Origin of the sequence: Aeromicrobium sp. Root344, assembly GCF_001425755.1 — a bacterium.
Classification (GTDB): Bacteria; Actinomycetota; Actinomycetes; order Propionibacteriales; family Nocardioidaceae; genus Aeromicrobium.
Genome location: NZ_LMDH01000001.1, coordinates 3305001 through 3324202, shown reverse-complemented (window position 1 = coordinate 3324202; position 19202 = coordinate 3305001). Strand labels below are relative to the sequence as shown.

Below are 19202 nucleotides of genomic sequence, written 5' to 3'. Positions count from 1 at the left end.
CATCCGGTGGTGGTCGGGGCGCCAGATCGCGGGGGTTCAGGTCAGGATTTTGCTGAGGTCGTACTTGGCGACCTCCTCGAGCTGCTCGTACGTGCAGGAGCCCGGCTCGCGATCGGGACGCCAGCGCTTGAACTGCGCCGTGTGGCGGAAGCGCGCTCCGTCGCCGATGCCTTCCATGTGCTCGTAGCCGACCTCGGCGACCCGCGTCGGCGACAGCGTCACGAACGACAGGTCCTTGGTGCCCGACCAACGGCTCTGCCCTCCGGGCAGCCGCGAGCCGGCCTGGGCATCGGCGTCCTGCCACTTGCCCCACGGGTGCTCCGACGTGTCGACGATCAGCGGCTCGAGCTCGGTGATCAGCTCCGCCCTGCGGGTCTCGGTGAACGACGCGGCGACTCCGACGTGCTGCAGCTGGCCGTCGTCGGCGTAGAGCCCGAGCAGCATCGACCCCAGCAGCGGGCGCTCGGGCCTGGAGGTCTTGTGGAGGCGATAGCCGGCCACGACCACGTCGGCGGTGCGCGCGTGCTTGACCTTGAGCATCGTGCGGCCGTTGGGCGCATAGGGCTTGGCGAGCGCCTTGGCGACGACGCCGTCGAGGCCGGCACCCTCGAAGATGCCGAACCACTCCTCGGCCTCCGCCGCGTCGGTCGTCGTGCGCGTCACGTGGATCGGATCGGCCGCCGACCCCAACGCCTCCTCGAGACGTGATCGGCGTACGGAGAACGGCTCGGCGAGGAAGGACTCACCGTCGAGCGCCAGCAGGTCGAACGCCACGAACGACGCCGGCGTGCGCTCGGCCAGCGTCGCGACGCGTGAGGCCGCGGGATGGATGCGCTGCGACAGCGCGTCGAAGTCGAGCCGGCCGTCGATCGCGATGAAGATCTCACCGTCGAGCACGCAACGATCCGGCGTCTCGGCCTTGATCGCGTCGACGATGTCGGGGAAGTAGCGCGTCAACGGCTTGGTCGAACGGCTCGCCAGCTCGACCTCGTCGCCGTCGCGGAACACGATGCAGCGGAAGCCGTCCCACTTGGGCTCGTACGACAGGCCGCCCTCGACCGAGTCGGCTGCCGGAACACCCTTGACCGACTTGGCCAGCATGGGTTGCAGCGGAGGCATGACGGGGAGATCCATGGACGACAGCCTAAGGCTGGGGCCTGACAGCCGACACCTACACTGAGGACGTGAATCAGCCCGCCGTCGAGGTCGTCGATCTCGTCATGCGATACGGCTCGGTGACCGCCGTCGACGGGCTCAGCCTCGCCGTCGAGCCGGGCACCGTGACCGCGATCCTCGGACCCAACGGCGCCGGCAAGACCACGACGATCGAGACGTGTGAGGGCTTCCGCTCCCCGCAGAGCGGCACCGTGCGCGTACTCGGCCTCGACCCCGTCGCCGACGGCCGCCAGCTCAAGCCTCGCGTGGGCGTGATGCTCCAGTCCGGTGGGGCCTGGTCCGGCGCGCGGGCGTACGAGATGCTACGCCACATCGCGTCGCTGCACGCCAACCCGCTCGACGTCGACGCGCTGATCGAGCGGCTCGGCATGCAGGGCTACGGGTCGACCCCGTTCCGCCGGCTGTCCGGCGGGCAGCAGCAGCGCCTCAGCCTCGCCATGGCGATCGTCGGCCGCCCGGAGCTGTTGTTCCTCGACGAGCCGACCGCGGGGCTCGACCCGCAGGCGCGGCGCGCCACCTGGGACCTGGTCGCCGAGCTGCGCGACTGCGGGGTCACGACGGTCCTGACGACGCACTTCATGGACGAGGCCGAGACGCTCTCCGACCTCATCCACATCGTTGACGCCGGCCAGGTCATCGCCTCCGGCACGCCGCAGGCACTCGCCTCCTCAGGCGCCAAGAACACCGTACGTTTCACGGCTCGCCCCGGCCTCGACGTCGAGAAGCTCATGCACGCACTCCCCCACGACACCAAGGTCGACGAGGTGTCCCCCGGCGCGTACGTCATCGCGGGCGACGTCGACCCGGCGCTGCTGGCGACCCTGTCAGCCTGGTGCGCAGGCGAGGGCGTGCTGACCGAGTCGGTGCTGGTCGAGCGCCAGACCCTCGAGGACCGGTTCCTCGAGCTCACCGGCAAGGCCCTGCGATGACGAACCTGGACCTGTCCCCCAGCCCGGGCGCCGCGGCGACCCAGGCGATGCTGCGCTCGCAGGTCGCGATGGAGCTGCGGCTGCTGTCGCGCAACGGCGAACAGCTGCTCCTGACCCTCGTCATCCCCCTGATGCTGCTCGTCCTCGGCACCCACTCCAACGACGTCGTCGACCTCGGCAAGGGCCGGTCGATCGACATCATCACGCCGGGCATCCTCGCCCTCGCGGTCCTGTCGACGTCGTTCACGTCGCTCGCGATCGCGACGGGCTTCGAGCGCCGCTACGGCGTCATCAAGCGCCTCGGCGCGTCGCCGCTCCCCCGCTGGGGCCTGATGCTCGGCAAGATCGGCGCGATCGCCGCGGTCGAGATCGCCCAGCTGACCTTGCTGTCGGTCGTCGGCCTGCTGCTCGGGTGGGACCCGCACGGCGGCGTGACCGCGTTCGCCCAGATGGTCGTGCTGGCCGTGCTGGGCACGGCGGCCTTCGGCTCGCTCGGCCTTCTGATCGCGGGCACCCTGCGAGCGGAGGCCACGCTGGCCGTCGCCAACCTCGTCTACGTCCTGCTGCTCGTCGGTGGCGGCCTGCTCGTCCCCCTCAGCCGTTATCCCGAGGCCGCACGTCACGTGCTCGAGCTGCTGCCGTCAGGCGCTCTGGGCCAGGGACTGCGCGACACGTTCGCCGGCAACGGGCCCGGCGCGTTCTCCGTCGTGGTGCTGATCGTGTGGGCCGTCTGCTGCGGCCTCGGAGTCTCAAGGACGTTCAAGTGGGAGTGACAGAAAGCCTTCGTGCGCCACAGCGCGCGGACGTCGAGCGCTGGGCCTGGGCGGCGGTCGTCGCCAACATCGTGATCGTCCTGACGGGCGGGCTCGTACGCCTGACCGATTCCGGTCTCGGCTGCCCCACGTGGCCGCGGTGCACCGACAGCTCGTTCGTGCCTCACCGTGCGCTCGGCGTGCACGGCGTCATCGAGTTCGGCAACCGCATGCTGACGTACGTGCTGATCGCCGTCGTCATCGCCACGTTCGTCGCGGTGTGGCGCTGGACGGGCACGAGCCGCGAGCTGCGCCGTCTCGCGGCGCTCATCGCCTTCGGCGTGCCGTTCCAAGGCGTCATCGGCGGCATCACGGTGCTGACCGACCTCAACCCGTGGGTCGTGTCGCTCCACATGATCCTGTCGATGCTGCTCGTGGCGGCGTCGATGCTGCTCGTCGTACGCGTCCGGGGTGCCCATCGCGTGGCGTGGCCGGCGTACGCCAAGCAGCTCGTCATCGCCACGTACGTCGTCCTGTGGGCCGCGGTCTACCTCGGCACGATGGTCACCGGTGCCGGACCCCACGCGGGCGACGCCGATGCACCACGCAACGGGCTGGATCCGCACATCATGAGCCATGTGCACGCCGCCAGCGTCTACGTCTTGGTCGCACTCACGGTGGCTGCCTGCGTGATCCTCAGGCGTACGCCCGCGGCGCGCATCGCCGGCATCCTGCTCCTGGTCGAGCTGGCGCAGGGGACGATCGGGTTCGTGCAGTACTTCACCGACCTGCCGATCGCCCTTGTGGCGATCCACCTCGTCGGCGCCGCGGCGCTGGTCGCTGGCGGCACCCGACTCCTGGTGACGGTGGTGTCTAGCCCACTCGCCCCGGGAATCGCGGAGCCTTCTCGGCCGGGGCGACCGACCCGATCTCGCTGAGGTCGATCGCCTCGAGCTGATAGCCGAACGTGTAGCGGTTGCTGGGGTCGAGCTCGCGGATCAGGTCGACGAGCGCCCGTTGGATCTCGATGAGCCGGCGGTTGTCGCCCTCGGAGACCTTGCCCATACCGGCATCGACCGGCGCGAACCAGGCCCTGAAGTCGTCGTCGCTGCGATAGCGCTTGACGAACGCCGCATAGCCGTCGACGTGAGGCAGCCGGGTCGTGGTGTCGGGGATGAACTCCCACGACACCATGAGCTCGCCGATCGCTCGCTGCTCCGCGGCGAAGAACAGGAACCCGTCGCCGGACTCGCTGCGGCGCAGCGTCGCGGTCACGCCGTCGATCAGCTGCTGCACCGACTCGTCGCGCCGGCCCTTGCCGCTCGACGACAGCACCGCCTCTCGGCGGGCCTCGATCCAGCCGAAGTAGTGGGCGAACAGGAACGCCGTGCTCGTGACGGCGTAGTCACCGTGGCTCTCGTAGCGCTTGACCAACGGGACCCAGCCGGTCTCCACGATGTTGTAGATCCGGGACTGCAGCTCTGCGGCTGCCTGGGCCAGCGGCTCGTACACCTTCTCCGCCGCCTTGATCGCGGTCTCCTCGTCCTTGCGCCGCTCGGCCTCGATGCGCAGCTTGTGGCCCATCTTGGCCGTGCGCACGGAGAACCAGCCCGAGAGCACGACGCTCACGAGGCTGAACAGCAGACCGATGAGGGCAACCGTCTGTTGGCTCGTCATGCCCGGCATCCTAGGGGGAAGTGACGGTCAGGACCTGCTGGTTCGCCTGTAAGGCAACGGCGGGACCTGGCGCGGAGACAGGTCCGCAGGCGATCGAGCAGCAGGTTCTGCCAGCATGTGTCCATGGTCGCGCCGTCACCCTTGAGCGTGACTGGGCCCGTGGGACTGTTCGCCGCGTTCGCCGGTGCGGGAGCCGCGATCATCGTTCTCCGTCGGGGGACCCGATGGAGAACGATGATGGTCTCCGGCCTGCTGGTCCTGACGGTGGTCGAAGGCATCCGTCGGATCAGCCCGGCCTGGTCGGGGTCGCCCGGGCGACTGGCAGTGGACCTCGCCGGTCTGGGCTTCGGTGGCGCGGCCGGGGTCGCGTGGAGGCGCATCCCCCCCCCGCGTGGCGCGCGACGTACCTGTGCGAGTCCTGGTCGACGTGCCCCGTGCGAGCTGGCGAGGGAACCCCTACATCCACGAACTCATCAGGCGCATGCCGAAAGGCGTCGACGTCATCGGTTTCGGGCGCCGGTACGCCGTTTTCGGTGCGTACGACGTGGTGCACTCCCACTGGCCAGAGCACCGGCTGCGCTCCGCGAAAAGGGGACGTCGGATCGGCAACTACGGGTGGCGGCTGCTGTGGATGATCCGGCTGCACATCCAAGGAATCCCCGTGGTGAGGACCCAGCACAATCGCCGACCGCACGACGGCGGTCCCTGGCTGGAGCGGTGCCTCCTGTGGGTGCTCCGGCTCAGGGTACGCGCCCGGGTCTGGCTGACTGAGTTCTCGCTCGCGGAGTCGGCCGCAGACTCACTTCTGGACGTGGTCATCCCCCATGGCGACTATCGGCCATGGGTCAGACGCCTGCGCCCAGACGGTGTCCTGTCGGTCCGAGACTCGGAAGGACCTGTTCGCCTGCTGTCCCTGGGTTTCATCCGGCGCTACAAGAACTTCGAGGAGGGCGTCGCTGTGGTGACGCGTTGCCCGGACTTCACCCTGTCGATCATGGGTGGGTCTCTCGACGCGGACTACACGGCCTCGATCGCGGACCTGGCTCGAGGTGCCGACAACGTGAATCTCGTTGTCGGCCGAGTCGCCGAGCAGGAGCTCATCGATGCGGTCGTGGCGGCAGACGCGCTGCTGGTGACCTACCAGGACCTGTACAACTCGGGGATCGTCTTCCTCGCCCTGAGCCTGAACCGTCCGGTCATCGTTCGCGACGGGCAGGCTGCGCGTGAGCTCCAACGTGAGTACGGGCCGGCGTGGATCGGTACCTACTCAGGGCCCCTCACGCCAGACGGCCTCCGGGAGGCCTGGCGATCAGTGGTCGCGGCAGAGGGCGCGCCGGAGGGCTCGCCGGATCGGACCTGGCCCAACATCGCGCGGGCCCACGCCCGGCTCTACCGCCAGGTCGCGCGAACCCGCTGATCAGGACGGGTCGTGTGACGCAGGCCGCCAGCGGTCGGCGTCGATCGCGTAGACCCAGCGACGACCCGGCCACTCGGTCAACGACCACAGCCAGCGGCGCTGCGGCAGGTAGGTGATGTCCTCCGGCCCGGTCGGCAGGACACCGGCATGCCGCGTGTAGCTGCCTGGCGTGCCGACCCACAGGTCGCCGGCGTTGCCCTCGCCGTTGCTCGACGTGATGGCCCACGTGCCCTCGAACACGACGGCGCCCTGCATCCGGGCGATCTGCCGGTCGTGCAGTTCAGTAGCGACGGCCCAGCCCCGGTCGTCGCTCCGCAACAGCTGGGTGTCCCGGTCGATCGCATAGCGGATCAGCCGGTGGCTGCCGCCCTTGCGGCCGTACTCCCCCGCCACGAGATGGTCCTCGTCGCCGGCCCGGTCGAGCGACATGAACGAGTACGTCATGCGGTCGCCGTCGTCGTCGTGCTCGGCGGCGTAGAACGAGTACTGCGGGAGCACGTAGCGGTAGCCCTTGGTACGCAGCCGGTTGCGCACCCGCACGATGTCGTCGAGCCGGAAGACTCGCACGCCCGAGGAGCTGCCGGCGACGAACAGGTGGTCGCCGTACCAGACGATGCCGCCGGCGTGCACCCGCACGGGACGCAGCCGGTGGAAGAAGCCGAACCGTTTCGGCGCGGTCAGCAGTACGTGCCGATAGCGGGGCGGGTCGTTGTCGCTCCAGTCGATGACCGAGATCCGCGAGCCGAGCTGCAGCCAGCCGCGCCACCCGTGGGCGTACCAGCTGGCGATGACGACGTCGTGGCCCTCGAACATGCCACCACTGGGGTCGGCGCCGTACGCGTCGGCGGAGGTCGTGATGCCTTGGGGGTACCACCGCTCGGTGTCGCGGTCGTCGTCCTGCCAAGTCATCCCGGCGATCGCTGCCTCGCCGGGTACGTCCGCGTGCGCGCCGGTGCAGTTGAGGTCGGCGAGCACCCCACGCAGGCCGACTCGCCTGAACCGACGGAAGAAGCGGTCCGAGAGGGTGAGCTCGCGTGCCGCCGCGACGAGACGGTACCCCGGTGAGCTCACCCGGCCAGCGTACGCATTCAGGCCGGCCGCAGCATCCGGCGGCAACCCTCGGGGTCGACGTCGTCCTGCAGCACCAAGCCCTGTCGCTCGTACGCCGTGACCGCCGGCGTGTTGCCGTCCATGACCCGCAGGCTCAACGGGCGTCCGTCGGCCCACGCGACGACGCGCTCGATCAGCATCTGCCCGATCCCCCGCCGCCGCGCCTCCGGCGCGACCCACATCGAGATCAGCTCGGCGGCAGCCTCGACGATCCGTCCGGCGACCATCCCGACTGGCTTCGCGCCGTCGTACGCGATGAAGCACGGCCCGTCTGCGAGCCGGGCTCGCCAGCGCTGCTCGGTGTCGTTGGCACCGGTCCACATCACGGTCGACGACGAGAACGCCTGAGGGTCTTCGGCCAGCGATCGCTGCCGGAGCTCACGCCAGGCGGCCCAGTCGTCGGGATCCGCAAGGCGGATTGTCACGCCGGCCACGGGACTAGCGCAGGAAAGGATCGACCGCAGCGGCCACGAACAACAGCGCCAAGTAGGCGTTGGAGTAGTGGAACAGCCGCATGGGCTTGAGGATCGCGAGATCCTCGGTGTCCATCGCACGTGACTTGAGGTCGTACGCCTCGACGAGGAACACGATGCCCAGCGTGATCGCGACGGCCGGGTAGAACCAGCCGGTCGGGGTGATCGGCCACAGGAGCAGCGAGGTGCCGACCATGACCCACGAGTAGGCGACGATCTGCTTGGCGACCTCGGCCGACGTGGCGACCGACGGCAGCATCGGCACGCTGGCGGCGGAGTAGTCCTCGCGGTAGCGCATCGCGAGCGACCAGAAGTGCGGCGGCGTCCAGAAGAAGACGACCATGAAGAGCACGACCGGAGCCCACGCCAGCTCGTTGGTGATCGCGGTCCAGCCGATCAGCGCCGGGAAGCAGCCAGCCGCCCCGCCCCAGACGATGTTCTGGGTCGTGCGGCGCTTGAGGATCATGGTGTAGCCGACGACGTAGAACACGTTGGCGGCCAGCGCCAGCATCGATGACAACGGGTTGACCAGCGTCCACAGCCACACGGTCGAGACGACACCGAGGGCCAGCCCGAACCACAGCGCGCCACGGGTGCCGACCTGGTGACGTGGCAGCGGCCTGCGCGACGTACGGCGCATGAGCTGGTCGATGTCGGCGTCGACGACGCAGTTGAGCGCGTTGGCGCTGCCGGCCGAGAGCGTCCCGCCGACGACCGTGGCCACGACGAGCCATGCCGAGGGCACGCCTCGCTCGGCCAGGAACATGACCGGAACGGTCGTGAGCAGCAGCAATTCGATGATGCGCGGCTTGGTCAGCGCGACGTACGACTTCAGGACATCGGTGAAGCGCGGCGTTGTGGGTACGTCAGCGCCGTTGGCTCGTCTCACGTCCACGGCAGTCACGTGCAGCAGTCTAAAGGACGCGAGTAGGCTCGACGTGACGGCCTACGAAGCCGCTCGACCCAGACCCTCGTTCGAACAACAGGAGCCAGAGCTGTGACGTCCGGAACCCCCTCGCTGGAGTGGACAGACCTCGACAAGAAGGCCGTGGACACCGTCCGTCTCCTGGCCGCCGACGCGGTGCAGAAGGTCGGCAACGGCCATCCCGGCACCGCCATGAGCCTGGCCCCGGTGGCCTACCTGCACTACCAGCGACTGCTGCGCCACGACCCCACCGATCCGCACTGGGCCGGCCGCGATCGCTTCATCCTGTCGTGCGGCCACTCGAGCCTCACCCAGTACATCCAGCTGTTCCTCGCGGGCTATCCCATGACGCTCGACGACCTCAAGAGCCTGCGCACCTGGGGCAGCCAGACGCCCGGCCACCCCGAGTACAACCACACGCCCGGCGTCGAGGTCACCACCGGCCCGCTGGGCCAGGGTGTCGCCAACGCCGTCGGCATGGCGATGGCCGCCCGCCGCGAGCGGGGCCTGCTGGATCCCAGCACCGCCAACGGCGAGAGCCCGTTCGACCACCGCGTCTACGCCATCGCCTCGGACGGCGACCTGCAGGAAGGCGTCTCGGGTGAGGCGTCGTCGCTGGCCGGCGTCCAGAAGCTCGGCAACCTGACGCTGCTGTGGGACGACAACAAGATCTCGATCGAGGACGACACCAACGTCGCATTCACCGAGGACGTCGCCGCGCGCTACGCGGCCTACGGCTGGCACGTGCAGACCGTCGACTGGACCAACGGCGGCACCGAGTACGTCGAGGACGTCCAGGCCCTCTGGGACGCCTACCAGGCCGCCGAGGCCGTCACGGACAAGCCGAGCTTCATCCAGCTCCGCACGATCATCGCCTGGCCCGCACCCACGGCCCAGGGCACCGGTGGTTCGCACGGCTCGGCCCTCGGCGCCGACGAGATCGCGGCGACCAAGGAGCTCCTCGGCTTCGACCCCGACAAGTCGTTCATCGTCGACGACGACGTCATCGAACACACCCGCAAAGCCCGCGACCGCGGCGTCGCCGAGCACGAGGCGTGGCAGAAGACGTTCGACGCGTGGGCAACCGCTTCGCCCGACGGCGCGGCGTTGCTCGAGCGGCTGACCAAGCGCCAGCTGCCTGACGGCTGGGACGCCGACCTGCCGACGTACCCCGAGGACGCCAAGGGTGTCGCGACGCGCGTCGCCTCCGGCGAGTTCCTGTCGGCGGCAGCTCCCAAGCTCCCCGAGCTGTGGGGCGGCTCGGCCGACCTCGCCGGCTCCAACAACACGACCCCCAAGGGCGAGCCGTCGTTCCTGCCGCCCGAGCACTCCACCGCCAAGTTCCAGGGCGACTGGTACGGCCGCGTGCTGCACTTCGGCATCCGCGAGCACGCCATGGGCGCGATCATGAACGGCATGGTCCAGCACGGACTGACCCGCCCCTACGGCGGCACGTTCCTCGTGTTCAGCGACTACATGCGGCCGGCCGTACGCCTCGCGGCGCTGCAGGAGCTGCCCGTCACGTACGTGTGGACGCACGACTCGATCGGGCTCGGCGAGGACGGACCGACCCACCAGCCGGTCGAGCACCTCGCAGCGTTGCGCGCGATCCCTGGGCTCGACGTCATCCGGCCCGCCGACGCCAACGAGACGGTCGCCGTGTGGCGCACGCTTCTGGGCATCACCAACCGCCCGGCGGCGCTGGCCCTCAGCCGGCAGAACCTGCCGACGTTCCCCCGCGGCACCGACGGCTGGGCGCCCGCGTCCGACGTCGCCAAGGGCGCCTACACGCTGGTCGACGCCGAGGGTGAGCCCGACGTGATCCTGGTGTCGACGGGCTCCGAGGTGCAGATCGCGGTCAAGGCCCGCGAGCAGCTCGCCGCCGAGGGCATCTCGGCGCGCGTCGTCTCGATGCCGTGCCGCGAGTGGTTCGAGCAGCAGGACAGCTCCTACCGCGACAGCGTCATCCCGCCGCAGCTCCGTGCCCGTGTCTCGGTCGAGGCCGGCGTGGCGCTCGGCTGGCGCGACGTCGTCGGCGACGCCGGCCGCATCGTGAGCCTCGAGCACTACGGCGCCTCGGCCGACTACGAGACGCTCTACGACAAGTTCGGCATCACCGCCGACGCCGTCGTCGCCGCCGCCAAGGACTCGATCGCGGCTGCCGCCGGCGAGCCCTCGGCGCCGTTCCACGCCCGGCCGGCCGGACCAGTCGGTCCCGGCGACAACGCCGACGTCCAGTCACACTGACCCGCACAACTGAATTCCAAGGAGACATCATGAACGACCGTCTGCAGGCTCTCGCCGACGCGGGAGTATCGATCTGGCTCGACGACCTCTCGCGCGAGCGCATCGAGACCGGCAACCTGGCCTCGCTCGTCGCCGAGTCCGGCGTCGTCGGCGTCACCACGAACCCCACGATCTTCGCCTCGGCCATCGCCAAGGGTGAGCGCTACGCCGCGCAGGTCAAGGAGCTCAAGGCGTCGGGCGCCGACGTCAAGACCACGGTCTTCGAGCTCACGACCACCGACGTCCAGAACGGCTGCGACATCATGCGGCCGGTCTACGACGCCACAGGTGGCGTTGACGGCCGGGTCTCGATCGAGGTCGACCCCGACCTCGCCAAGGACACCGACGGCACCGTCGAGCTCGCCAAGCGTCTGTGGGAGCGCGTCGACCGGCCCAACACCCTGATCAAGATCCCCGCGACCGTCGAGGGCCTCCCGGCCATCGCGGCGACGATCTCCGAGGGCATCAGCGTCAACGTCACGTTGATCTTCTCGCTCGAGCGCTACCGCGGTGTCATGGACGCCTACCTCTACGGCCTCGAGCAGGCCGACGCCAACGGCAAGGACCTCTCGTCGATCTACTCGGTCGCGTCGTTCTTCGTCAGCCGCGTCGACAGCGAGATCGACAAGCGGCTCGCCGACGACAGCCCGCTGCGCGGCAAGGCGGCCATCGCCAACGCGCGCCTGGCCTACGAGGCGTACGAGGAGGTCTTCGGCTCCGACCGGTTCAAGGCGCTCGCGGCCAAGGGCGCCAACACGCAGCGCCCGCTGTGGGCCTCGACCGGCGTCAAGGACCCGGCCTACCCCGACACGATGTACGTCAGCGAGCTCGTCGTCGCCGACACCGTCAACACGATGCCGGAGAAGACGCTCGACGCGTTCGCCGATCACGGTGAGGTCCGCGGTGACGCGGTCCACGGCACGTACGACGAGGCTCGTCAGGTCATCGCCGACCTCGACGCCCAGGGCATCAAGTACGACGAGGTCGTCGAGCTGCTCGAGGTCGAGGGTGTCGACAAGTTCGAGGCGTCGTGGACCGAGCTCCTCGAGACGGTCCAGTCCGAGCTCGACAAGGCCTGAGCCGTGGTGCAGATCGCGCTCACGGTTCCTGCCCAGCACGAGTTCGAGACGGCTCTCCGCGAAGCCATCGAGCAGCGCGTCGCCTCGCGCATCGCCGCCCAGGACGCCACGCTCTGGGGCCCTGACGCGGAGTCCGAGGCGAGCATCCGGCTGAGCTGGACACAGCTCGCGGAGGCCTCCCGTCCGCTCGTCGCCGAGATCACCGAGCTGCGTGAGCAGCTCGCCGGCAAGGGGCTCGACCGGGTCGTCCTGTGCGGCATGGGCGGTTCCTCGCTCGCACCCGAGGTCATCTGCGACACCGCCGGCGTCCCGCTGACGGTGCTCGACTCGTCGCAGCCCGACATGGTGCGGGCCGCGATCGCCGAGGGCCTCGAGCGCACGATCGTCGTGGTGTCGAGCAAGTCCGGCGGCACGGTCGAGACCGACAGCCAGCGCCGGGCCTACGAGCAGGCGTTCACCGACGCCGGGCTCAACCCGGTCGACCACATCGTCGTGGTCACCGACCCCGGCTCGCCCCTTGACGACGAGGCGACCAACGCCGGATACCGCGTGTTCCGCGCCGACCCGCACGTCGGCGGCCGCTACTCGGCGCTGACGGCGTTCGGGCTGGTCCCGAGTGGTCTGGCCGGTGCCGACATCGGCGGGCTCCTCGACGCCGCCGCCGGTGCGCAGGCCGCCTTCTACGCTGACGACGCTGACAACCCGGCACTGCGGCTCGGCGTGCTGATCGGCGTCGCCAACCGGCACCGCGTCGACAAGCTCGTGATCGCCGACCAGACCCGGCACGGCGTCGGCGACTGGATCGAGCAGCTCGTGGCCGAGTCGACCGGCAAGCTCGGCAAGGGCGTCCTCCCGGTCGTCGTGCCGTTCGAGAACGCGGTCAACTTCAACCCGAGCACGGCCGACTCGATCCTGGTGTCGATCGGCAGCACAGATGCTCCCGAGGCGCAGTCCGGCTACGCGGCGGCGCTCGACGCCGACCTCGGTGCGCAGATGCTGCTGTGGGAGGTCGCTGTCGTGGTGGCCGGCCGCATCATTGGCATCAACCCGTTCGACCAGCCTGACGTCGAGAGCGCCAAGCAGGCCGCACGTGAGCTGCTGTCCGGCGGAGGCGACGTGCCGACACCCGACGCCACGGACGACGGCATCGACATCTACGGCGAGGGCTCGACGGTCACCGAGGCGGTGTCTGCCCTGCTCGGCACGCTCGACCTGCAGCACGGCTACCTCGCGGTGCAGGTCTATCTCGACCGCATCGCGTACGCCGACTTCGCCGGGGTTCGTGAGGTGCTGGCGCAGCGGCTCGGCAGACCGGTGACGTTCGGCTGGGGGCCGCGATTCCTGCACTCGACGGGTCAGTACCACAAGGGCGGCACGCCCAACGGCGTGTTCCTGCAGGTCACCGGCACTCCGGCCGAGGACCTCGCCGTCCCGGGCCGCGACTTCACGTTCGGCTCGTTCATCGACTCCCAGGCCGCCGGCGACGCCGCCGTCCTGCGCGAGCACGGCCGGCCCGTGCTGCGCCTGCACCTCAACGACGTCGAGGCGGGCCTCAAGCGACTACGAGAGGCGTTCTCACAGTGAGCCTGGTCGACAACCCGCTGCGGGACCCCAAGGATCGCCGGCTCCCCCGCATCGCGGGGCCTTGCAGCCTGATCCTGTTCGGCGTCACCGGCGACCTCGCCAAGAAGAAGCTCGTCCCGGCGATCTACGACCTCGCCAACCGCGGCCTGCTGCCGCCCGGCTTCGCGCTGGTCGGCTTCGCCCGGCACGACTTCGGCACCGCCAAGTTCGCCAGCATGATCAAGCAGGCCGCCAAGGACGGCGCCCGTACGCCGTGGAGCGAGACGGTGTGGAAGCAGCTCGCCGCCGGCATCCGGTTCGTGCCCGGTGAGTTCGACGACGACGAGGCGTGGGAGCGGCTCGGCACGACCATGGCCGAGCTCGACCAGCAGCAGGGCACGGGCGGCAATCACGCGTTCTACCTGTCGATCCCGCCGGGCCTGTTCCCCGTCGTGGTGTCGCAGATCAAGAAGCACGGACTCGCCGAGTCGTCCGAGGGCTGGCGCCGCGTCGTCATCGAGAAGCCGTTCGGCCACGACCTGAAGTCCGCCGAAGAGCTCAACCGCATCGTGGGCGAGGTCTTCCCGCGCCGCTCGGTGTTCCGCATCGACCACTACCTCGGCAAGGAGACGGTCCAGAACATCCTGGCGTTCCGCTTCGCCAACGGCATGTTCGAGCCGATCTGGAACAACCACTACGTCGACCACGTGCAGATCACGATGGCCGAGGACATCGGCATCGGTTCGCGCGCCGGCTACTACGACGGCATCGGCGCCGCCCGCGACGTCATCCAGAACCACCTGCTCCAGCTCATGGCGCTCATCGCGATGGAGGAGCCGGTCTCGTTCAACGCGTCCTCGCTGCGTATCGAGAAGCAGAAGATCCTCGCCAACGCCCGTCCTCCGGCTCGCATGGACCTGCACACGGCCCGCGCGCAGTACGTCGGCGGTTGGGCCGGTGGCGAGCAGGTCCTGGGCTACAAGGAGGAAGAGGGCATCCCGCAGTCGTCGATGACCGAGACCTACGCGGCGATGCGCATCGACGTCCTGACGCGCCGCTGGGCCGGCACCCCGTTCTACCTGCGGGCCGGCAAGCGCCTCGGCCGACGCGTCACCGAGGTCGCCGTGGTGTTCAAGCGCGCCCCGCACCAGCCGTTCAACAAGAACGACATCGAGGAGCTCGGCCAGAACGCCCTGGTCATGCGCATCCAGCCCGACGAGGGCGTCACGCTCCGCTTCGGCGCCAAGGTGCCGGGCACGACGATGGAGATCCGCGACGTCAACATGGACTTTGCCTACGGCGGCGCGTTCGTCGAGAGCAGCCCCGAGGCGTACGAGCGGCTGATCCTCGACGTGCTCCTCGGCGACCCGCCGCTGTTCCCGCAGCACGAGGAGGTCGAGCTGTCGTGGAAGATCCTCGACCCGGTCATCGCGCACTGGGACAAGCAGAAGAACATCGACACCTATCCGTCCGGCACGTGGGGTCCTGAGTCGGCCGACAAGATGCTGGAACGCGACGGCCGTACGTGGAGGCGTCCCTGATGGAGATCGCACTCGAGAAGACCAACTCGTCCCGCATCGCGCGGGCGATGGTGAAGGCGCGCGTCGCCGCGGGCAGCCCCGCGATGGACATGGTGCTGACGCTGCTCGTGGTCACCGACGACGAGAACGTGGGCGAGGCGCTCAAGACCGCGACCACGTTGTCGCGCGAGCACCCGTCGCGCGTCATCGGCGTCATCCTGGGCGACGGTCGCGGAGCGCCTGAGCTCAACGCCAAGGTGCGGGTCGGCGAGAACTCCTCCGGGGAGTCGATCCTCCTGCGCATCTCCGGCGAGCTCACCAAGCACGCGGAGTCCGTCGTGCTGCCGCTGCTGCTGCCCGACTCCCCCGTCGTCGTGTGGTGGCCCGGCAAGCCACCCACCGATCCGTCCGAGGACGCGATCGGCCGGCTGGCTCGCCGCCGCCTGACCGACGCCGAGGCCACCGACTCGCCGATCCGTTCGCTCAAGAACGTCGCCAGGCACTACGTCGCCGGAGACACCGACCTGTCGTGGACCCGCCTGACGCCGTGGCGCGCCCTGCTGGCAGCGGCGCTCGACCAGTCGGCGGGCAAGGTCACCGGAGGCACCGTCATCGCCGGCAGCGGCAACCCGGCGGCCACGCTGCTCGTCGCGTGGCTCGAGAGCCGGCTCAAGGTCGACATCAAGACACGCAAGAGCGACAGTGGCGCACAGATCATGTCCGTCGTGCTCAACACCCCTGAGGGCGACGTCCAGATCGAGCGGGTCACGGACCACTCGTGCCACTTCAGCGTGCCCGGTTCATCAGCGCGTGAGGTGCCGCTCGGTCCTCGTACGCTCGCCGAGCTGCTCGCGGAGGACCTGCGCCGCCTCGACGCCGACGACGTCTACGAGGCGACGATCAAGCACATGCTGGCTGAGGCATGACCCTCACTCAAGAGGTCTACCCCGACGCACCTGCGCTGGCGGCGGCGATCGCAGAGCGGCTCACCGGCCGGATCGCGCTCATCCAGGCCGAGGGCCGCCGTCCCAAGGTCGTCCTGACCGGTGGGACGATCGCCATCGACGCGTACGAGCTGATCGAGAGCGAGCTGGTCGACTGGGCCGCGGTCGACTTCTACTGGGGCGACGAACGCTTCGTCCCCGAGGGGCACGCCGACCGCAACGACCAGCAGGCGCGAGATGCGTTCCTCGACCGTCTGGGCGTGCCCGCGTCGAGCATCCACTCCATGCCCGCACACGGCTGCGACCTGAGCACGGCCGAGGCCGCCGACCAGTACGCCGCTGCGCTGCCCCCCGAGCCGTTCGACGTGACGCTGCTCGGCGTTGGTCCTGACGGCCACGTGGCGTCGTTGTTCCCGGGTTTCGCGCAGCTGCACGAGTCGGAGCGCCGGGCCGTCGAGGTGTTCGACTCCCCCAAGCCACCGCCCGTACGCATCTCGCTGACCTACCCGGCGATCAACAACTCCGACGCCGTGTGGTTCATCGTCGCCGGCGAGGGCAAGGCCGACGCCGTCGCGCGCGCCCTCGGCGATGGGACGCTCGAGGACACGCCGGCTCGCGGCGCCCACGGCATCAGCGAGACGACGTGGCTGCTCGACGAGTCCGCCGCGTCAAGGCTCTGACCACGAGCAACGACCCTGCGCCGCATCAGGGGGACTGACGCGTTGCAGGGTCGACGTGGGTGAGACTCAGAAGATGACTTCGCCGGTCTTGCGCTTGGTGCGCAGGAGCTCGATGGCTTCCTTGAGGATCTCGTCGGCCTCGGTCTCGGAGCGGCGCTCCTTCACGTAGGCCAGGTGCGTCTTGTAGGGCTCGATCTTCTTGGCTGTCGGCCGGTTGTCGGCGTCGACGCTGGACGGCATCCCACAACGCGGGCAGTCCCACGACTCCGGGACCTCGGCCTCGATTGCGAACTGCAGCTCCGTCGTGTGGTTGTTGATGCAGAAGAACGTCACGAACTGCCGCGGTGCGGCTTCGCCACGCTCTGCCTCACCCATGGGGCCCGAGCCGATGCGGCTGCCCCGGATTGCACCTGCTGCCACTAGTTGCTCACCTTCAGTAGCAGGCCGAGCGCGAAGATGCACACGACCCAGACGACCGCGATACCGACCGTGATCCGGTCGAGGTTGCGTTCGGCGACCGAAGAGCCGCCGAGCGAGCTGGAGACGCCGCCACCGAACATGTCGGAGAGACCGCCCCCGCGCCCCTTGTGCATGAGAACCAGGACGATCATCAGCACGCTGCTGATCGCCAGGACTACCGAGAACATCAAAATCACGAGTTGGGGCCTTCGTTGTCAGGCGCCGGACAGATCCGGCATGGCGTAGAACCGGGCGATCCCGGCGAACTCCTCCGCTTGGAGGCTTGCTCCGCCGACCAAGGCTCCGTCGACGTCCGACTTCGCCATGATGGCGGCGATGTTCGCCGCTTTCACTGATCCGCCGTAAAGGATACGCAATGATGCTGCGACTTCGGACGACCAGGTCTCCTCGACACGCGAACGAATCGCTGCACAGACTTCCTGAGCGTCCTCGGGCGTCGCCACCTCACCGGTGCCGATGGCCCACACGGGCTCGTACGCGATGACGACCGACGCCATCTGCTCGGCCGTGAAACCGGCCAACGAGCCGTCGATCTGCGCCAGCGTGTAGGCCACGTGGTCGCCGGCCTGACGGATCTCGAGGCCCTCACCGACGCAGACGATCGGGCTCATGCCCGCCGCCAGCGACTTGAGCGCCTTGATGTTGACGACCTGGTCGCTCTCGGCGTGGTACTCACGCCGCTCGGAGTGACCCACGACGACGTAGGAGCAGCCGAGCTTGGCCAGCATCGACGCGGCGATCTCGCCGGTGTAGGCGCCGCCGTCGTGCTCGGACACGTCCTGCGCGCCGTAGCCGATCGCCAGGTGGTCACCGTCGACCAGCGTCTGCACGCTGCGGATGTCGGTGAACGGCGGGATCACGACGACCTCGGCCTTGTCGAAGTCGTGCTTCTTGTCCTGCAGCGTCCAGGCGAGCTTCTGGACGAGGACCACGGCTTCCTGGTGGTTGAGGTTGGACTTCCAGTTGCCGGCCATGAGTGGCTTGCGGTCGGTCATGCATCGTCCCTTTCGAGGATGTCGAGACCGGGCAGCGTCTTGCCCTCGAGGTATTCGAGGCTCGCGCCTCCCCCGGTGGAGATGTGCCCGAAGTCGCTGTCGGCGAAGCCCAGCTGACGTACGGCTGCGGCCGAGTCGCCGCCACCGACGACCGACAGGCCGTCGACCTCGGTGAGTGCCTGCGCGACGGCCTTGGTGCCGGCGGCGAACGCCGCCATCTCGAACACGCCCATGGGCCCGTTCCAGAACACCGTCTTGGAGCCACGGATGATGTCGGCGAACGCGGCCGCCGAGTCCGGACCGATGTCGAGCCCGAGCTGGTCGCTCGGGATGGCATCGGCCGCGACCGTCGTGGCGGGCGAGTCGGCCTTGAACTCCGGTGCGACGACGATGTCGGTCGGCAGCACCAGGCGTACGCCCTGCTTGGCGGCCTGCTCGATGTAGCCGCGCGCGATGTCGAGCTGGTCCTCCTCGAGGAGCGACTTGCCGACCTCGTGGCCCTGCGCCTTGAGGAACGTGAAGACCATGCCCCCGCCGATCAGCAGGTTGTCGGCCTTGTCGAGCAGGTTGTCGATGACGCCGAGCTTGTCGGAGACCTTGGACCCGCCGAGCACGACGGTGTAGGGCCGCTCCGGGCTCTCGGTGAGGCGCTTGAGCACGTCGACCTCGGCCTCGACCAGACCGCCGACGGCAGCCGGCAGCTCACGGGCGATGTCATAGACACTCGCCTGCTTGCGGTGCACGACGCCGAAGCCGTCGGACACGAAGACGTCGGCGAGGTCGGCGAGCTTGCCGGCGAACTCCCGGCGCTCGTCCTTGTCCTTGCTCGTCTCCTCGGCGTTGAAGCGTACGTTCTGCAGCACCGCGACCTGGCCGTCCTGGAGCGCCGACGCGATGCGGTGGGCCTCGGGGCCGACCGTGTCGTTGGCGAACAGGACCGGCGCGCCGAGCAGCTCTGCGAGCCGCTCGGCGACCGGCGCCAAGGAGTACTTGGGGTTGGCCACGCCATCGGGACGACCCAGATGGGCCGTCACGAGGACACGGGCGCCTGCGTCGGCAAGACGCTTGATCGTCGGCACGCTCGCGCGTACGCGACCGTCGTCGGTGATCGTGGTGCCGTCGAGCGGCACGTTGAGGTCACTGCGGACGAGAACGCGCTTGCCGCGCAGGTCTCCCAGGTCCGAAACCGTCTTCAC

General features: G+C 69.2%; 19 protein-coding genes. 10 read left to right on the top strand and 9 right to left on the bottom strand.

The annotated features are described in order from the left end of the window. Positions 1-36 precede the first annotated feature (36 nt). Positions 37-1134, bottom strand: coding sequence for an ATP-dependent DNA ligase (locus ASC61_RS16330; protein ID WP_056213642.1), 1098 nt, complete (start codon positions 1132-1134; stop codon positions 37-39). A gap of 50 nt (positions 1135-1184) precedes the next feature. Here ASC61_RS16330 and ASC61_RS16325 point away from each other — a divergent pair, with 50 nt between their 5' ends. The 3 genes from ASC61_RS16325 to ASC61_RS16315 are packed head-to-tail and all read left to right on the top strand — an operon-like array spanning position 1185 to position 3795. After that, positions 1185-2105 (top strand): ABC transporter ATP-binding protein, encoded by a 921-nt coding sequence (locus tag ASC61_RS16325; protein WP_235503573.1) that lies wholly within the window; start codon positions 1185-1187, stop codon positions 2103-2105. Further along, on the top strand, positions 2102-2878 hold the full coding sequence (locus ASC61_RS16320; protein ID WP_056213640.1) for an ABC transporter permease: 777 nt from the start codon (positions 2102-2104) through the stop codon (positions 2876-2878). The genes ASC61_RS16325 and ASC61_RS16320 overlap by 4 nt, the downstream gene beginning before the upstream one ends. Then, positions 2869-3795 (top strand): COX15/CtaA family protein, encoded by a 927-nt coding sequence (locus ASC61_RS16315; RefSeq protein ID WP_082530726.1) that lies wholly within the window; start codon positions 2869-2871, stop codon positions 3793-3795. Before ASC61_RS16320 ends, ASC61_RS16315 begins: the two co-directional genes overlap by 10 nt. On the opposite strand, the gene ASC61_RS16310 is transcribed toward ASC61_RS16315, so the two are convergent. After that, positions 3731-4534, bottom strand: coding sequence for a hypothetical protein (locus tag ASC61_RS16310; protein ID WP_056213639.1), 804 nt, complete (start codon positions 4532-4534; stop codon positions 3731-3733). The genes ASC61_RS16315 and ASC61_RS16310 overlap by 65 nt on opposite strands. 481 nt (positions 4535-5015) lie before the next feature. Here ASC61_RS16310 and ASC61_RS16305 point away from each other — a divergent pair, with 481 nt between their 5' ends. Further along, complete coding sequence (locus tag ASC61_RS16305) at positions 5016-5951, top strand: hypothetical protein (RefSeq protein ID WP_157439533.1); 936 nt, start codon at positions 5016-5018, stop codon at positions 5949-5951. Here ASC61_RS16305 and ASC61_RS16300 read toward each other — a convergent pair whose 3' ends face one another. The 3 genes from ASC61_RS16300 to ASC61_RS16290 are packed head-to-tail and all read right to left on the bottom strand — an operon-like array spanning position 5952 to position 8429. Next, on the bottom strand, positions 5952-7022 hold the full coding sequence (locus ASC61_RS16300; protein ID WP_157439532.1) for a hypothetical protein: 1071 nt from the start codon (positions 7020-7022) through the stop codon (positions 5952-5954). A gap of 17 nt (positions 7023-7039) precedes the next feature. After that, positions 7040-7486, bottom strand: a complete 447-nt coding sequence (locus tag ASC61_RS16295; RefSeq protein ID WP_157439531.1) for a GNAT family N-acetyltransferase — start codon at positions 7484-7486, stop codon at positions 7040-7042. Between the two features lie 13 nt (positions 7487-7499). After that, on the bottom strand, positions 7500-8429 hold the full coding sequence (locus ASC61_RS16290) for a heme o synthase (RefSeq protein WP_235503626.1): 930 nt from the start codon (positions 8427-8429) through the stop codon (positions 7500-7502). A 102-nt stretch (positions 8430-8531) separates the two neighbouring features. Between ASC61_RS16290 and tkt the strand changes: the two genes are divergently transcribed. From tkt to pgl, 6 genes are read left to right on the top strand one after another with little or no spacing between them, the layout of a single operon-like run. Beyond that, positions 8532-10706: a transketolase gene (gene tkt, locus ASC61_RS16285; protein WP_056213631.1), complete on the top strand. Its 2175-nt coding sequence runs from the start codon at positions 8532-8534 to the stop codon at positions 10704-10706. A 29-nt stretch (positions 10707-10735) separates the two neighbouring features. After that, positions 10736-11824: a transaldolase gene (gene tal, locus ASC61_RS16280; RefSeq protein WP_157439529.1), complete on the top strand. Its 1089-nt coding sequence runs from the start codon at positions 10736-10738 to the stop codon at positions 11822-11824. A 3-nt stretch (positions 11825-11827) separates the two neighbouring features. Further along, positions 11828-13408 carry a glucose-6-phosphate isomerase gene (locus tag ASC61_RS16275; protein WP_082530725.1) on the top strand — a complete coding sequence of 527 codons (1581 nt, stop codon included), beginning with the start codon at positions 11828-11830 and terminating at the stop codon, positions 13406-13408. 2 nt (positions 13409-13410) lie between these two features. Further along, positions 13411-14928, top strand: coding sequence for a glucose-6-phosphate dehydrogenase (gene zwf / locus ASC61_RS16270; RefSeq protein WP_157439621.1), 1518 nt, complete (start codon positions 13411-13413; stop codon positions 14926-14928). Further along, complete coding sequence (locus ASC61_RS16265; protein ID WP_056215819.1) at positions 14928-15833, top strand: glucose-6-phosphate dehydrogenase assembly protein OpcA; 906 nt, start codon at positions 14928-14930, stop codon at positions 15831-15833. Before zwf ends, ASC61_RS16265 begins: the two co-directional genes overlap by 1 nt. After that, complete coding sequence (gene pgl, locus ASC61_RS16260) at positions 15830-16531, top strand: 6-phosphogluconolactonase (protein WP_056213628.1); 702 nt, start codon at positions 15830-15832, stop codon at positions 16529-16531. The genes ASC61_RS16265 and pgl overlap by 4 nt, the downstream gene beginning before the upstream one ends. A gap of 66 nt (positions 16532-16597) precedes the next feature. Here the strand turns inward: pgl and ASC61_RS16255 are convergent, their stop codons facing one another. The 4 genes from ASC61_RS16255 to ASC61_RS16240 are packed head-to-tail and all read right to left on the bottom strand — an operon-like array spanning position 16598 to position 19202. Continuing rightward, on the bottom strand, positions 16598-16951 hold the full coding sequence (locus tag ASC61_RS16255; protein WP_082530724.1) for an RNA polymerase-binding protein RbpA: 354 nt from the start codon (positions 16949-16951) through the stop codon (positions 16598-16600). Then, complete coding sequence (gene secG, locus ASC61_RS16250; protein WP_157439528.1) at positions 16951-17187, bottom strand: preprotein translocase subunit SecG; 237 nt, start codon at positions 17185-17187, stop codon at positions 16951-16953. Before secG ends, ASC61_RS16255 begins: the two co-directional genes overlap by 1 nt. A gap of 18 nt (positions 17188-17205) precedes the next feature. Continuing rightward, positions 17206-18006 (bottom strand): triose-phosphate isomerase, encoded by an 801-nt coding sequence (gene tpiA / locus ASC61_RS16245; protein WP_056213623.1) that lies wholly within the window; start codon positions 18004-18006, stop codon positions 17206-17208. Further along, the gene (locus ASC61_RS16240; RefSeq protein WP_056213622.1) at positions 18003-19202 is read right to left on the bottom strand and encodes a phosphoglycerate kinase; all 1200 of its coding nucleotides are present in this window, start codon (positions 19200-19202) and stop codon (positions 18003-18005) included. The genes tpiA and ASC61_RS16240 overlap by 4 nt, the downstream gene beginning before the upstream one ends.